This window comes from Streptomyces sp. NPDC007863 (assembly GCF_040633895.1).
Taxonomy (GTDB): domain Bacteria; phylum Actinomycetota; class Actinomycetes; order Streptomycetales; family Streptomycetaceae; genus Streptomyces.
In genome coordinates this window covers 39,784-54,178 of record NZ_JBEYEI010000001.1, presented here as the reverse complement: position 1 = coordinate 54,178, position 14,395 = coordinate 39,784, and the positions used below count along the sequence as shown (strand labels likewise).

General features: G+C 73.1%; 12 protein-coding genes and 1 pseudogene. 10 read left to right on the top strand and 3 right to left on the bottom strand.

Annotated features, from left to right (window positions below):
- The first annotated feature begins 119 nt into the window (after positions 1 to 119).
- A complete protein-coding gene (locus ABZ621_RS00230) occupies positions 120 to 1,565 on the top strand; it encodes a DUF6777 domain-containing protein (RefSeq protein WP_360599045.1) in 1,446 nt (481 codons plus the stop codon).
- Here the strand turns inward: ABZ621_RS00230 and ABZ621_RS00225 are convergent.
- A complete protein-coding gene (locus tag ABZ621_RS00225; RefSeq protein WP_360599043.1) occupies positions 1,550 to 1,729 on the bottom strand; it encodes a hypothetical protein in 180 nt (59 codons plus the stop codon). The genes ABZ621_RS00230 and ABZ621_RS00225 overlap by 16 nt on opposite strands.
- Positions 1,730 to 1,838: 109 nt before the next feature.
- Between ABZ621_RS00225 and ABZ621_RS00220 the strand changes: the two genes are divergently transcribed.
- Positions 1,839 to 3,308: a PLP-dependent aminotransferase family protein gene (locus tag ABZ621_RS00220; protein WP_360599041.1), complete on the top strand. Its 1,470-nt coding sequence runs from the start codon at positions 1,839 to 1,841 to the stop codon at positions 3,306 to 3,308.
- 154 nt (positions 3,309 to 3,462) lie between these two features.
- Positions 3,463 to 3,966: an FBP domain-containing protein gene (locus tag ABZ621_RS00215; RefSeq protein ID WP_360599039.1), complete on the top strand. Its 504-nt coding sequence runs from the start codon at positions 3,463 to 3,465 to the stop codon at positions 3,964 to 3,966.
- Positions 3,967 to 4,015: 49 nt separating this feature from the next.
- Here the strand turns inward: ABZ621_RS00215 and ABZ621_RS00210 are convergent, their stop codons facing one another.
- Positions 4,016 to 5,200, bottom strand: coding sequence for an acyl-CoA dehydrogenase family protein (locus tag ABZ621_RS00210; protein ID WP_360599037.1), 1,185 nt, complete (start codon positions 5,198 to 5,200; stop codon positions 4,016 to 4,018).
- Between the two features lie 249 nt (positions 5,201 to 5,449).
- On the opposite strand from ABZ621_RS00210, the gene ABZ621_RS00205 reads away from it, so the two are divergent.
- The 7 genes and pseudogenes from ABZ621_RS00205 to ABZ621_RS00175 all read left to right on the top strand — a co-directional run.
- On the top strand, positions 5,450 to 6,682 hold the full coding sequence (locus ABZ621_RS00205; protein ID WP_360599035.1) for a CoA transferase: 1,233 nt from the start codon (positions 5,450 to 5,452) through the stop codon (positions 6,680 to 6,682).
- A gap of 53 nt (positions 6,683 to 6,735) precedes the next feature.
- Entirely contained in the window at positions 6,736 to 7,395 is a 660-nt protein-coding gene (locus ABZ621_RS00200; protein ID WP_360599033.1) for a GntR family transcriptional regulator, read from the top strand.
- Positions 7,396 to 7,635: 240 nt separating this feature from the next.
- The gene (locus ABZ621_RS00195) at positions 7,636 to 9,453 is read left to right on the top strand and encodes a methylmalonyl-CoA mutase family protein (RefSeq protein ID WP_360599031.1); all 1,818 of its coding nucleotides are present in this window, start codon (positions 7,636 to 7,638) and stop codon (positions 9,451 to 9,453) included.
- Positions 9,453 to 11,627 carry a methylmalonyl-CoA mutase gene (gene scpA / locus ABZ621_RS00190; RefSeq protein WP_360599029.1) on the top strand — a complete coding sequence of 725 codons (2,175 nt, stop codon included), beginning with the start codon at positions 9,453 to 9,455 and terminating at the stop codon, positions 11,625 to 11,627. Before ABZ621_RS00195 ends, scpA begins: the two co-directional genes overlap by 1 nt.
- Before the next feature lie 3 nt (positions 11,628 to 11,630).
- Positions 11,631 to 12,632, top strand: coding sequence for a methylmalonyl Co-A mutase-associated GTPase MeaB (gene meaB, locus ABZ621_RS00185; protein WP_360599027.1), 1,002 nt, complete (start codon positions 11,631 to 11,633; stop codon positions 12,630 to 12,632).
- 284 nt (positions 12,633 to 12,916) lie between these two features.
- Complete coding sequence (locus ABZ621_RS00180) at positions 12,917 to 13,567, top strand: CatB-related O-acetyltransferase (protein ID WP_360599025.1); 651 nt, start codon at positions 12,917 to 12,919, stop codon at positions 13,565 to 13,567.
- Positions 13,568 to 13,588: 21 nt separating this feature from the next.
- Positions 13,589 to 13,855: pseudogene (locus ABZ621_RS00175) on the top strand (VOC family protein); the annotation flags it as partial.
- Here the strand turns inward: ABZ621_RS00175 and ABZ621_RS00170 are convergent.
- Positions 13,827 to 14,246: an ATP-binding protein gene (locus ABZ621_RS00170; protein ID WP_360599023.1), complete on the bottom strand. Its 420-nt coding sequence runs from the start codon at positions 14,244 to 14,246 to the stop codon at positions 13,827 to 13,829. The pseudogene ABZ621_RS00175 and the gene ABZ621_RS00170 overlap by 29 nt on opposite strands.
- Between the last annotated feature and the right edge of the window lie 149 nt (positions 14,247 to 14,395).

Genomic DNA, 14,395 nt, shown 5'->3' with positions numbered 1-14,395 from the left:
CGGTGCGGGTACGGGTCCGGGTCCCGGTACGGCTCCCGGTCCGGGTCCGGGTGCGGGTCCGGGTGCGGAGGTTCCGTTCGGCGCTCAGAATGTCGCCGAACGGAAGAAAGGGAAAAAAAGTGACTTCCCACCCGCCCTCCTCCGGTCCTCCCACGGGCCCTCCCTCCGGACCGCTCTCCGGCGCGGCCACCCGACCCGGCGTCTCCGGCCCCCCGACCCCGCCCACGCCGCCGGACGACGGCTCCGGAGGGGGCGGGGGCGGTGGCGGGGGCGGATCCGGTGGCGATGGTGGCGGCGAGCAGGGTGGCTGGCACGGCGGGGGCGGGCCGTGGTGGCGGTCCGTACCGAAGATCGCCGCGCTGACCGCCGTCGTCATCGCGGCCCTCACGCTGAGCGTGGTGCTCGTCAACCGGTCGGACGACAAGGGCGACACGGCCGGATCCGGCGGCGGGGAGGTCTTCCTGCAGAACAAGGCCGTCCCCGGCCCCGACCCGTTCACGGCCTCGACCGCCCGCAAGAACGGCTCCTCCGAGTCGGCCTCGCTGCCCCCGCGTACCGGTACGGCGCAGAGCGCCACCCCGCAGGTCTCGGGCTCCACGGCCGGTCTGTACGGGGGTACGCAGGAGGTGGCGAGCTGCAACGTGGAGCAGCAGGTGCGCTACCTGACCGCGGAACCCGAGAAGAACGCGGCCTTCGCCTCGGTCCTCGGGATCCAGGCGAACCAGGTCCCCGCCTACCTGCGCTCCCTGACGCCCCTCCAGCTCCGGGTGGACACCCGGGTGACGAACCACGGCTACAAGAACGGCGCCGCCACCGCCTACCAGGCGGTCCTCCAGGCGGGGACCGCGGTCCTCGTCGACAAGCAGGGCGTGCCCCGGGTGCGCTGTGCCTGCGGGAATCCGCTGAAGGAGCCGGTGGCCCAGCAGAAGCCGAAGACGACGGGGACCCCGTGGCAGGGGTACAACGCCTCGCAGGTCGTGGTCGTGGTGCCGTCGGTGACGGTGGTGAACGTGTTCGTGGTGTACGACCCCGAGCGGGACTCCTGGTTCGCGCGGCAGCACGGCGACACGGGGCGGCACGACAAGCCGACCCCGCCGCCGCCCCGGCCCACGCCGACGACCACCTCCGCGTCGCCGTCGACGTCGTCCACGTCGCCGTCGGTGACGCCGACCTCGCCGGTGCCGTGCGTGACGGTGACCGGCGACGAGACGCCGACGCCGCAGGACGGCGTGACGCCGTCGCCGTGCCCCTCCACGCTCTCGCCGACGCAGACGACACCCACGCCGTCGACGGACACCCCGTCCACGGACACCACGTCGCCGTCGTCCGAGACGCCGTCGGACTCTCCCTCGGACTCGCCGTCGGACAGTCCCGACGCCTCTCCCGACGGCGGTACGACGGACGACACGGCCACCGCGACCACCGACGACACCACCACCACGACGAGCGGTACGACGGACTCGACCACGGACTCGACCACGGGCTCGACCACGGGCTCGACGACGGACGGGACCGACGGGCCGGCGTCGTCCTCGGTCTCCTCCGGGCTTCAGCCGGTGACCTGAGGCTCCGGCGGGGCGGCCGGCCGGCGGACGTGGGAGCGGAACGGGGCGGCCCGCAGGGCGCGCAGGCCGCGGAGCCAGGCGCCGACGGGCAGCGGCCGGGTGGGGCGCTCCTCGGCGTACCGCTGCCACTGGCGCTCGTCGCGGTCGGTGAAGGACGTGGTCATCGTCGGGCTCCTCTCGGTGCCGGGGCGGGGGGCCGCGGTCTTCCGGGCCACTGAGGGGAGTCTGTAGCCTGATTGGCCTGGACAGCAGAGCCAATGAGGAGTGATTGGCATGGCAGAGGGCCGTGTGGTCCACACCGCGGACCGGACCTTGTCGGGCCGCCAGCTGGCCTCGCTGCTCACCCCGCCGCCGGAGGGCCGGTTCGGCTACCGCGAGCTGGCGCGGGCGGTACGGGAGGCCCTGCTGGACGGCCGCGTGGCGCTGCGGCTGCGGCTGCCCGCCGAACGGGAGCTGGCGCAGGTCCTGGAGGTGAGCCGGACGACGGTCACGGGGGCGTACGACCTGCTGCGGGAGAGCGGGTACGCGCACAGCCGGCGGGGCGCGGGGACGTGGACCGCGCTGCCGGACGGGCAGGCGCCGATCTCGCTGGGCGCCTTCCTGGAGGGGGCCGGCGAGCTGATCGACCTCGCGCTGGCCGCGCCGCACGGGCCGCGGGCCGAGCTGGCGGAGGCCTTGGCTGAGGCGGCGGCGGAGCTACCGCGCTACGCCGCCGCGCCGGGCTACCACCCGTACGGCCTGCCGGAGCTGCGGGCTGCGGTCGCGGAGCGGTACACGGCGCGGGGGCTGCCGACGCGGCCCGAGCAGATCCTGGTGACGACGGGCGCGCAGCAGGCGCTGTCGCTGGTGCTCGCGCAGTTCGGGCGGCCGGGCGACCGCGTGCTGGCGGAGAACCCCTCGTACACCAACGCCCTGGACGCGATGCGGGGCCGGGGGATGCGGGTCACGCCGGTGCCGGTCACGGAGAACGGCTGGGACACCGGTCTCATGGACGCGGCGCTGCGGCAGACGGCGCCCCGGCTGGCGTATCTGATCCCGGACTTCCACAACCCGACGGGGCGGCTGATGCCGCGCGAGCAGTGCCGGGAGGTGGCACGGGCGGCGCGGGCCACGGGAACGTGGCTGGTGGTGGACGAGACGCTGACGGACATGGCGCTCGACGTGCCGGCCCCGCCGCCGTTCGCGGCGGCCGCCGGGGGCGGCGGCGGGGACCAGATCGTGTCGGTGGGTTCGCTGAGCAAGAGCTGCTGGGGCGGGATGCGGGTGGGCTGGGTGCGGGCCTCGGCGCGGGTGGTGACGGAGCTGGCGCGAACCCGCGTGACGGCCGACCTGTCGGGTTCGGTCCTCGACCAGCTGGTGGCGGTGTCGCTGATGCGGAGGTTGGATCCGATCGTGCACGCGCGCGTGGCGGAGCTGCGGATACGTCGGGAGGCACTCGGCGCGGCGCTGGCCCGGCACCTGCCGGAGTGGCGGTGGACGGTTCCGCCGGGCGGCATGTGCCTCTGGATCGACCTGGGCCGGCCGGTGGCGACGCAGCTGGCGGCACGGGCGCTGCGGCACGGGGTGCGCGTGGAAGGCGGGGCCCGGTTCGGGGTGGATCCGGGGACGCACGAACATCGGCTGCGGCTCCCGTACACACTGCCGGAGGACGTGTACGAGACGGCGGCGGAGCGGCTGGCGGCGGCGCTGGAGGGCGCGCCGGGGCGGTTCTTGGATCCGGGGCTGCCGGAGTGGGTGGCCTGAGCGTTGGATCCAATATTCGGATCCAATATGCAGTGTCCGGGATCCACCCACCGGGATCCACTCACCGGGATGCGGTATCCAGGATCCGATATCCAAGATCCAGAGCCCAATATCCAGATGCTGAGCCGACGGGCATCCGTGTACGGTCCAACGAGTGGAACCGTTGACTGAGAAAGAGATCCGTTCGTCGTTCGTGAACGCGACGAAGGGTGACGCCGCGCGGCTGAAGCTGCCCCTGGACTTCGCCGAGACGCCCTGGGAGCACCTGGACTTCCTGGGGTGGGTGGACCCGGGCGCGCCGCTCCGGGCGCACCTGGTGGTGCGCCGCGAGGACGGACCGCTCGGGGTGTCCCTGCGGGTGCCGGCGACGGGCCGGACGAGCGCGGTGAAGACGAGCATGTGCCAGATCTGTCTGACCGGGCACGCCTCTTCGGGCGTGACGCTGCTGGCGGCCCCGCTGGCCGGGGCGCGCGGCCGGGAGGGGAACACGGTCGGCCTCTACGTCTGCGCCGATCTCGCGTGCTCCCTCTACCTGCGCGGCAAGCGCGTCCCCAAGCTGCGCGGGCTGCGCCACGAGGAGACCCTCTCGGTGCCGGAGCGGGTGGCCCGTGCCATGGAGAACCTGGACGGGTTCCTCGCGCGCGTGACCGCGGGCTGAGCCCCGGGGGCGGCCCGGCCGGGCCGCCCCTGCCGAACCCTCACAGGGTTCAGCGGAAGGCCTGCTCGCCGGTGAGGGCCTTGCCGATGACGAGGGAGTGGACCTCGCTGGTGCCCTCGTAGGTGAGGACGGACTCCAGGTTGTTGGCGTGGCGCAGCACCGGGTATTCGAGGGTGATGCCGTTGGCGCCGAGGATGGTCCGGCACTCGCGGGCGATCGCGATGGCCTCGCGCACGTTGTTGAGCTTGCCCACGCTGATCTGCTCGGGGGTCAGCTCGCCCGCGTCCTTGAGCCGGCCGAGGTGGAGCGCGAGCAGCATGCCCTTGCCGAGCTCGACGGCCATGTCGGCGAGCTTCTGCTGGGTGAGCTGGTAGGACGCCAGGGAGCGGGCGAAGACGGTCCGCTCCTGCGCGTAGGAGATCGCGGTCTCCAGGCAGTCGCGGGCGGCGCCGAGGGCGCCGAACACGATGCCGAAACGGGCCTCGTTGAGGCAGCCGAGCGGGCCGGACAGACCGCGGGCCTCGGGCAGCATCGCGTCGGCGGGGAGCCGGACGTCCTCCAGGACGAGCTCCGCGGTGACGCTGGCCCGCAGCGACAGCTTCATCTTGATCTCGGGGGCGCTGAACCCGGGGGTCCCGGCGGGGACGAGGAAGCCGCGGACGCCTTCCTCGGTGCGGGCCCAGACGACGGCGACGTCGGCGACGGAGCCGTTGGTGATCCACATCTTGGTGCCGTTGAGGATCCAGTCGGAACCGTCCCGCTTGGCGTTGGTCCGCATGGCTCCCGGGTCGGAGCCCGCGTCGGGCTCGGTGAGACCGAAGCAGCCGATGTACTCCCCCGCCGCCATCTTCGGCAGCCACCGCTGCTTCTGCTCCTCGGAGCCGTGCTTCCAGATCGCGTACATCGCCAGCGAGCCCTGCACGGAGACGAGCGAGCGCAGCCCGGAGTCGACCGCCTCCAGCTCCATACAGGCCAGGCCGTACGCGACGGAGTTCGTGCCGGCGCAGCCGTAACCGTCCAGGTGCATGCCGAGCACGCCCAACCCGCCGAGCGTACGGGCCAGTTCACGCGCCGGGATCTCGCCCTTCTCGAACCAGCCGGCGATGTGCGGGCGCAGCTCGCGGTCGGCCGCGGCGCGGACGGTGGCGCGGATCTCGCGCTCCTCCGCGCTGAGCAGGCCGTCGACGGCGAGGAGGGCGAGGGGGTGGGTGGCGGTGGACGGCGAGGACTTCACGGGCGGCCTCCTGGCGGCTGTGACGAGGGTCGTGCTCGGCGTGGCGAGCCGAGCGTAGCGGCAGATTGGATTTTGGATCCAGTATTGAAAATCCGATCTCCGGACCCTACGGTCCCGATTGGATCCAATCTCCAATGCCCTGGATCCAGGATCCGAGGTACGGGATCCAACCCACAGGATCCGACGCAGTGGATCCAGCTGACTGGATCCAAACGACTGGACCCGATGTCGCCACGGAGGGAGCGCGGAATGCACCTGGACCATCCCGCCGGAGGCGAGCCCGAGCCCGAGGACAGCGCCCCACCCGGCGCCCCACCCGGCACCCTGTCCGGCGCCCTGTCCGGCATCGTCGTCGCCGACTTCGGGCGGGTGCTCGCGGGGCCGTACATGACGATGCTCCTCGCGGACCTGGGTGCCGATGTGATCAAGATCGAGCGGCCGGGGAGCGGTGACGACACGCGGGCCTGGGGTCCGCCGTTCGCGGACGGCCAGGCGACCTACTTCCTGGGGGTCAACCGCAACAAGCGGTCCGTCGCCCTCGACCTCGCCGACCCGGACGGACGGGCGGCGGCGCGGGCGATCGTGGACCGGGCCGACGTGCTGGTGGAGAACTTCCGGCCGGGGACGATGGAGAAGCTGGGCCTGGGCTTCGAGGAGGTGCGCCGGACCAATCCGGGCCTGGTGTACTGCTCGGTGACCGGGTTCGGGACCGACGGCGGTGCCGCGCTGCCGGGCTACGACCTGCTCGTGCAGGCCATGGGCGGTCTGATGAGCATCACCGGCGAGCCGGGCGGGCAGGGGACGAAGACGGGGGTCGCGCTCGTCGACGTCATCACCGGGCTGCACGCCGGGTTCGGGATCCTCGCGGCGCTCCGGCACCGGGAGCGGACCGGGGAGGGCCAGCGCGTCGAGGTGTCGCTGCTCGGTTCGCTGCTCTCCGCCCTCACCAACCAGGCCGCCGCGCACCTCGGCGCCGGTGTCGTGCCGCGCGCGATGGGCAACCGGCACCCGAGCATCACCCCGTACGAGGTCTTCGAGGCACAGGACCGTCCGCTGGTCCTGGCGGTGGGCAACGACCGTCAGTTCCGGGCCCTCTGCGAACGGCTCGGGCGTCAGGAACTGGCCGTGGACGACCGCTTCGCGACGAACACGGCGCGCGTCGCCCACCGCGAGGAACTGACGGCGGAGCTCTCCGCGGCGCTCGCCTCGCGCACGGCGGACGCGTGGTTCGAGGAGCTGACCGCCGCCGGCGTGCCCTGCGGCCCGATCAACGACCTGGCCGGGGCCTTCGCCCTCGCCGACCGGCTGGGACTCGGCGCCCGCGTCCCCGCGGGGGCCGCCGGCCCCGGGCAGGTGGCGCACCCGGTCCGGTTCGGCGCCACCCCTCCCTCGTACCGCTCCGCTCCCCCGCGGCTCGGCGAACACACCGACGACGTCCTGGCCGAAATCTGGCCTGTGGACAACTCGAACGCGGGTCGGTGATCCGTAGGAAGATGACGACGGTCACACGAGCAACGGCAGGGAAGGTCGGATCGATGAGCGGAGCGGTGGAGAGGCGACGGCCCCAGACGGCCCAGCAGTTCGTCCTGGAGGAGCTGCGGGGCGCCATCACCAGCGGTGAGCTCCGCCCCGGCGCGCCGATACGACAGGACGCCCTCGCCGCCCGCCTGCAGGTCAGCCGTGTCCCGCTGCGGGAGGCGCTCAAGGCCCTGGAGGCCGAGGGCCTGGTCGTCCACCACGTCCACCGCGGCTACTTCGTCGCCCAGCTGTCCCTCGCGGACCTGGAGGAGATCTACCGGATCCGCGCCCTCCTGGAGACGGAGGCGGTCAGCCGGGCACTGACGCTCCGCCCGGACGGCTTCTACGAGGCCCTCGCCGGCATCCAGCGCGAGGTCGAACGCGCGGCGAAGGCCGGGGACGTGACGGCGATGGCGGAGGCCAACCGCCGCTTCCACTTCACCCTCATCGAGGCCTGCGGGATGCCCCGCCTGGTCCGCATGATCACCACCCTGTGGGACTCCACGGACGCCTACCGCTCCCTCTACTACACCGACACCTCCCACCGCGCCCAGGCCGTCCACGAGCACCGGGCCGTCCTCGACAGCATCCTCCAGGACGACCGGGCCAACGCCCTCCGCTGGCTCGACGACCACCGCGCCCATGCTGTGTCGGCCCTCCGCGAGGTCCTGAGCTGAGGCTCGTCCCCTCGTGAGCGGCCGTGAAAGCGGGGGTGAAGGAGACCGAACAGACCCTCAGGCCACCGGCGCCGTCGTCGCCCCTCAGGGCCGCTTGGTGGTGCCGGCGCTCCGCCCCGGTGTCGACGCGACCGCGGTCCCCGGCACGGTCGGTCCGCCCGGCCGGGGGCGTCCCGAAGAGGCCAAGGTCACAGATGATCACCATGCCGCTCCCCACGTCACCTCCCCTAGGCTCGTCGCATGACTGTGCTGCCTGACGACGGCCTCTCGCTGGCCGCTGAGTTCCCCGCAGCGACCCGTGCGCAGTGGCAACGCCTCGTGACAGGCGTGCTGAGCCGGTCGGGCAAGGACGTTCCCGACGCCGAGGCCGAGGAGACGCTGTCCACCGCGCTGGAGGACGGCCTGCGGACCCGCCCGCTGTACACGGCCGACGACGCCGCGCCCGACCCCGGCCTGCCCGGCTTCCCGCCGTTCGTCCGGTCCGGACGAGCCGAGGGCAACACCGTGGGCGGCTGGGACGTGCGCCAGCGGCATGCCTCCTCCGATCCCGAGGCGGTGCTGACCGACCTGGAGAACGGCGTCACGTCGCTGTGGCTGACCGTGGGACCGGACGGCATCCCGGTGGACGGCCTGGACCGCGTACTGCGCGACGTGTACCTCGACCTGGCTCCGCTCGTCCTGGACGCAGGGGCCGAGACCTCGGCCGCGGCGCGGGAGCTGCTCGCCCTGTACGAACGGCGCGGAGTGGCCCCCGAAGCGGCCCTCGGCAACCTCGGGGCCGACCCGCTCGGCACCGAGGCCCGCACCGGTTCCGCCTACGACGGGGACGGGTTCGCCGCCACGGCCGCGCTCGCGCGGCTCTGCGCCGAGTCGTACCCGGGGCTGCGGGCGCTGACCGTGGACGCCCTGCCCTACCACGAGGCGGGCGGCTCGGCGGCCCAGGAACTGGGCGCCTCGCTGGCCACCGGTGTCGCCTATCTCCGGGCCCTCACCGACGGCGGCCTGAGCGTCGAACGTGCCCTGGGACAGCTGGAGTTCCGTTACGCGGCGACGGCCGACCAGTTCCTCACCATCGCCAAGCTGCGCGCGGCGCGGCGCCTGTGGGCGCGGGTCGCGGAGGCGTGCGGAGCCCCTGCCGCCGGGGCGCAGCTCCAGCACGCGGTCACGTCGTCGGTGATGACGACGGCGCGGGACCCGTGGGTGAACATGCTGCGGGCGACGGTCGCCACGCTCGCGGCCGGCGTCGGCGGCGCCGAGTCGGTGACCGTGCACCCCTTCGACCACGCGCTCGGCCTGCCGGACGCCTTCGCGCGCCGGATCGCCCGGAACACCTCCACCGTCCTCATCGAGGAATCGCACCTGGCGCGGGTCATCGACCCGGCCGGCGGCTCCTGGTACGTGGAGTCGCTCACCGACGAACTCGCGCGTGCCGCGTGGGCGTTCTTCCAGGAGATCGAGCGGTCCGGCGGCCTGGCGGCCGGTCTGCGCTCCGGCCGGATCGAGGAGCGGCTGTCCGCGACCTGGGCCGAGCGGTCCCGGTCGCTCGCCAAGCGCCGCGAACCGGTCACCGGCGTCAGCGAGTTCCCGCACCTCGCGGAGAAGCCCGTGGTCCGCGAGCCCGCGCCCGCCCGGCCCTCGGGCGGGCTGCCGCGGGTCCGCCGCGACGAGGCGTTCGAGGCGCTGCGCGCCCGCTCCGACGCGCACCTGGCCGCCACCGGTGCCCGGCCGCGGGTCTTCCTGGCCGCGCTCGGTCCGGCCGCCTCGCACACCGCCCGGCTGACCTTCGCGGTGAACCTGTTCCAGGCGGGCGGCATCGAGCCCGTCACCGAAGGCTCCTTCGCCGACAGCGGGGCCGACGAGGTCTGCCTGTGCTCCAGCGACGCCGTGTACGAGGAGCGCGCCGCCGAAGAGGCGGACGCGTTCCGCTCCGCCGGGGCCGGGCACGTGGTGCTCGCCGGGCGCCCGGCCTCGTATCCGGGCGTCGACTCGTACGTCTTCGCGGGGTGCGACGCGGTCGCCGTCCTCTCCGCCACCCTCGACCGCATGGGAGTGTCCTGATGGGAATCCCCGACTTCACCGGGATCGATCTCGGATCCCCGTCCCCGGCCGGCGGCCCCGAGGAGTGGCGCGCCGCCGTCAAGCGGGCCTCCGGCGGGGACGAGCTGCTCTGGGAGACGCCCGAGGGCATCACGGTCAAGCCGCTGTACACCGGCAGCGACCTGGAGGACGTCGACTTCCTGGGGACGTACCCGGGCATCGCGCCGTTCCTGCGCGGCCCGTACCCGACGATGTACGTCAACCAGCCCTGGACCATCCGCCAGTACGCGGGCTTCTCGACCGCCGAGGAGTCCAACGCCTTCTACCGCCGCAATCTCGCGGCCGGTCAGAAGGGCCTGTCGGTCGCCTTCGACCTGCCGACGCACCGCGGGTACGACAGCGACCACCCGCGGGTCACCGGTGACGTCGGCATGGCGGGCGTGGCGATCGACTCGATCTACGACATGCGACAGCTGTTCGACGGGATCCCGCTGGACCGGATGTCGGTGTCGATGACGATGAACGGCGCGGTGCTGCCCGTCCTCGCCCTGTACATCGTGGCGGCGGAGGAACAGGGCGTGTCCGCCGACAAGCTCGCCGGGACCATCCAGAACGACATCCTCAAGGAGTTCATGGTCCGCAACACCTACATCTACCCGCCGAAGCCGTCGATGCGGATCATCTCCGACATCTTCGCCTTCACCTCGCGGCACATGCCCCGCTACAACTCGATCTCCATCTCCGGCTACCACATCCAGGAGGCGGGCGCGACGGCCGACCTGGAGCTGGCCTACACGCTCGCGGACGGCGTCGAGTACCTCCGCGCGGGCCGCGAAGCGGGCCTGGACGTCGACGCGTTCGCGCCGCGCCTCTCCTTCTTCTGGGCGATCGGCATGAACTTCTTCATGGAGATCGCCAAGCTGCGCGCGGCGCGCCTCCTGTGGGCCAAGCTGGTCAAGGAGTTCGACCCGAAGAACGCCAAGTCGCTGTCGCTTCGCACCCATTCGCAGACCTCCGGATGGTCGCTGACCGCCCAGGACGTCTTCAACAACGTGACGCGCACCTGCGTGGAGGCGATGGCCGCGACGCAGGGGCACACCCAGTCGCTGCACACCAACGCGCTCGACGAGGCGCTCGCCCTGCCCACCGACTTCTCGGCCCGCATCGCCCGCAACACCCAGCTGCTCATCCAGCAGGAGTCGGGCACCACCCGGACCATCGATCCGTGGGGCGGCAGCGCCTACGTGGAGCGGCTGACGTACGACCTGGCGCGCCGGGCCTGGCAGCACATCCAGGAGGTCGAGGCGGCCGGCGGCATGGCGCAGGCCATCGACGCGGGCATCCCGAAGCTCCGCGTCGAGGAGGCCGCGGCCCGCACCCAGGCGCGCATCGACTCCGGCCGTCAGCCGGTCATCGGCGTGAACAAGTACCGCGTCGACGGCGACGAGCAGATCGAGGTCCTGAAGGTCGACAACTCGTCCGTGCGCGCGCAGCAGATCGAGAAGCTCCGGCGCCTGCGCGCCGAGCGCGACGAACGCGCCTGCCGGGACGCGCTCGACGACCTCACCCGGGCCGCGGGCGGCGAGGGCAACCTCCTGGAGCTGGCCGTGCGCGCGGCCCGCGCGAAGGCCACGGTCGGCGAGATCTCGGACGCCCTGGAGAAGGTGTACGGCCGGCACTCCGGGCAGATCCGTACGATCGCCGGCGTGTACCGCAACGAAGCGGGTGAGTCCCCGAACGTGGAGTCCACCCGTGCCCTCGTCGGCTCGTTCGAGGAGGCCGAGGGCCGCCGTCCGCGCATCCTGGTCGCCAAGATGGGGCAGGACGGCCACGACCGCGGCCAGAAGGTGATCGCGACCGCCTTCGCCGACCTGGGCTTCGACGTCGACGTCGGCCCGCTGTTCCAGACCCCGGCCGAGGTGGCCCGGCAGGCCGTCGAGGCGGACGTCCACATCGTGGGCGTCTCGTCCCTCGCGGCCGGTCACCTCACGCTCGTCCCGGCGCTGCGGGAGGAGCTGGCCGCGGAGGGCCGGGAGGACATCATGATCGTGGTCGGCGGGGTCATCCCGCCGCAGGACGTGCCGACGCTCCTGGAGATGGGCGCCGCCGCGGTCTTCCCGCCCGGCACGGTCATCCCGGACGCCGCCGCGGACCTGGTCCGGCGGCTCGCGGCCGATCTGGGGCACGACCTCTAGCCCATGGCCATCGACCTCGACACGTACGAGAAGGGTGTACGGGACGGGAAGCGCGCCCTCGTGGCGCGCGCCATCACCCTCGTGGAGTCCACCCGCCCCGACCACCGGGCGCTCGCCCAGGAGCTGCTGACCCGGCTGCTTCCGCACAGCGGCCGGGCCCGGCGGATCGGCATCAGCGGCGTGCCCGGCGTGGGGAAGTCCACCTTCATCGACGCCTTCGGCACGATGCTGACCGCCCTCGGGCACCGGGTGGCCGTGCTGGCCGTCGACCCCTCCTCGACCCGCACCGGGGGCTCCATCCTCGGCGACAAGACGCGGATGGAGCGGCTGGCCGTCGATCCGGCGGCGTTCGTGCGGCCGTCGCCGAGCGCGGGCACGCTCGGCGGGGTCGCCAAGGCGACCCGCGAGTCGATGGTGGTGATGGAGGCCGCCGGATACGACGTCGTGCTGGTGGAGACGGTCGGCGTCGGCCAGTCGGAGACGGCCGTCGCGAACATGGTCGACTCCTTCCTGCTGCTGACCCTGGCCCGTACCGGCGATCAGCTGCAGGGCATCAAGAAGGGCGTCCTGGAGCTGGCGGACGTCGTGGCGGTGAACAAGGCGGACGGCCCGCACACGGCCGACGCCCGCGCCGCCGCGCGCGAACTCGCGGGCGCGCTGCGGCTGATGCACGGCCGCGAGGCGGCGTGGACGCCACCGGTGCTCAGTTGCAGCGCCCGGGAGGCGACCGGCCTCGACGAGGTGTGGGAACGCCTGGAGAACCACCGCTCGCTGCTCCGCGCCACGGGCCGCCTCGACGCCAGGCGCCGCGACCAGCAGGTCGACTGGACCTGGACGATGGTCCGCGACGAGCTCCTCACCCGGCTCCACGCGGCCCCCGCCGTCCGCGCCCTCACGCCGGACGTCGAACGCCGGGTCCGCGACGGGGAACTGACCGCGACCCTCGCGGCGGAGCGCATCCTCGCCGCCTTCGAGGGACGCACGGAGGATGTGCCCCGGGCGTGAGGGCCGAACGGCTCGGTGGTGAGCCGGCGGAGTCCGTCGCGCCGGTGCTCACCTCAGGGCCGCGGCCCCATCCCGGCGAAGAGGGCGTCGAGGACGCGGTCGACGTATGCCGGGGTCGTGCTGGGCCTCGCCGACCAGGGCCTTGAAGAGCGGGCTGAGCGGTGCCTCCGCCAGCAGCCCGACGGCCTCGTGGATCTGCCGGCGCAGATCGGGGCCGCTACGACGGACGGGGGTCATGCTTGGAACGGCACGGCACGTGCCGTGTCCTAGGAAGGGAGTTCACCGTGTACGTCCCCGCCGACCCCACCGTCCTCCACCCGATGCCCGACCAGCCGCGCGTGGTCCTGCTCAAGCCGCTGGTCACGTCTCCGCTGATCGAGGTCGGGGAGTACTCGTACTACGACGACCCGGACGACGCGACCGCGTTCGAGACGCGCAACGTGCTCTACCACTACGGTCCGGAACGGCTCGTCATCGGCAAGTTCTGCGCCCTCGGCACGGGCGTGCGGTTCCTCATGAACGGCGCCAACCACCGCATGGACGGCCCGTCGACCTTCCCCTTCCCCACCATGGGCGGCTCCTGGGCCGACCACTTCGACCTGCTCACCGGCCTGCCGAACCGCGGGGACACCGTCGTCGGCAACGACGTCTGGTTCGGCCACGGCACGACCGTCATGCCCGGCGTACGCATCGGCCACGGCGCGATCGTCGCCGCCGGCTCGGTGGTCACCCAGGACGTCCCCGACTACGGCATCGTCGGCGGCAACCCCGCCCGCCTCGTCCGCACCCGCCACAGCGACGAGGACGTCGCGCGGCTGCTCGCCCTCGCCTGGTGGGACTGGCCCGTGGACCACCTCACCCGGCACGTGCGCACCCTCATGTCCGGCAGCGTCGACGAGCTGGAGAAGGCGGCGCCGACCGGCCTTCGCGGGTGAGCCGCCCAAGCGCCTCGTGCCCCGGTCGTCGACGCGGTCCGCGCGCGCCAGACACCGCCGACGATCGTGTTCATAAGGGTCCCCGAGAGCAAGGCCGGCAAGAACCGCCTCCACCTCGACGTCAGCCCCGTCGACACCACCACCGAGGCCGGGGCGGCCCGTCTGATGGCCCTCGGCACCACCACCGTGGACATCGGCCAGGGCCCCGGCCGCGGCTGGATCGTCATGGCCGACCCCGAAGGCAACGAGTTCGACGTCGTCAGATCCCTGGCACCCGCCGTGGAGTAGAACGGGGTTGCGTGGCGAGGAGCGCCCAGACCGTCTTCCCGCCGGGCGGGTACGGGGTGACTCCCCAGCCGTCGGTGAGGGCGGCGACCAGGGGGAGGCCCCGGCCGCCGTCGTTCCCGTCCGGGCTCGTCACGACCGGCTGCCGGTCGCCGCGCGCGTCGGTGACCTCGACCCGGAGCGTGCCGGCCCGCTCGTCCAGGGCCAGTCCCAGGCGGAAGTCCCGGCCGGGGACACCGCCGTGGAGTACGGCGTTCGCGGCGAGTTCCGCGACGACCTGCTCGGCACGCTCCGTGACGTCCGGCGGGGCGCCCCAGAAGTGCAGCTCCGTGAGTGTGAGGAGGCGGGCCAGCCGGGCGCCGCGGCGGGTCGACGAGATCTGCTGGCTGAACATGCGTACGGATGGGAGCAGTTGGGGCGTCTGTCGGTCCATGGGGACACAGTGGCGGTCGCGCGACGCGTCCCGCGAGGGCCGCGGCCCGTACGCGTCGTCAGCGTACGGGCACCCAGGGTGGACAGTACGCGCCGGGGGCCGTCACGCTG

What these genes read in the sequence shown, in the direction of transcription:
- ABZ621_RS00225 (WP_360599043.1), bottom strand. Translation starts at nt 1,729, where the DNA reads ATGACCACGTCCTTCACCGACCGCGACGAGCGCCAGTGGCAGCGGTAC.
- ABZ621_RS00220 (WP_360599041.1), top strand. Translation starts at nt 1,839, where the DNA reads ATGGCAGAGGGCCGTGTGGTCCACACCGCGGACCGGACCTTGTCGGGC.
- ABZ621_RS00205 (WP_360599035.1), top strand. Translation starts at nt 5,450, where the DNA reads ATGCACCTGGACCATCCCGCCGGAGGCGAGCCCGAGCCCGAGGACAGC.
- ABZ621_RS00200 (WP_360599033.1), top strand. Translation starts at nt 6,736, where the DNA reads ATGAGCGGAGCGGTGGAGAGGCGACGGCCCCAGACGGCCCAGCAGTTC.
- ABZ621_RS00195 (WP_360599031.1), top strand. Translation starts at nt 7,636, where the DNA reads ATGACTGTGCTGCCTGACGACGGCCTCTCGCTGGCCGCTGAGTTCCCC.
- scpA (WP_360599029.1), top strand. Translation starts at nt 9,453, where the DNA reads ATGGGAATCCCCGACTTCACCGGGATCGATCTCGGATCCCCGTCCCCG.
- meaB (WP_360599027.1), top strand. Translation starts at nt 11,631, where the DNA reads ATGGCCATCGACCTCGACACGTACGAGAAGGGTGTACGGGACGGGAAG.
- ABZ621_RS00170 (WP_360599023.1), bottom strand. Translation starts at nt 14,246, where the DNA reads ATGTTCAGCCAGCAGATCTCGTCGACCCGCCGCGGCGCCCGGCTGGCC.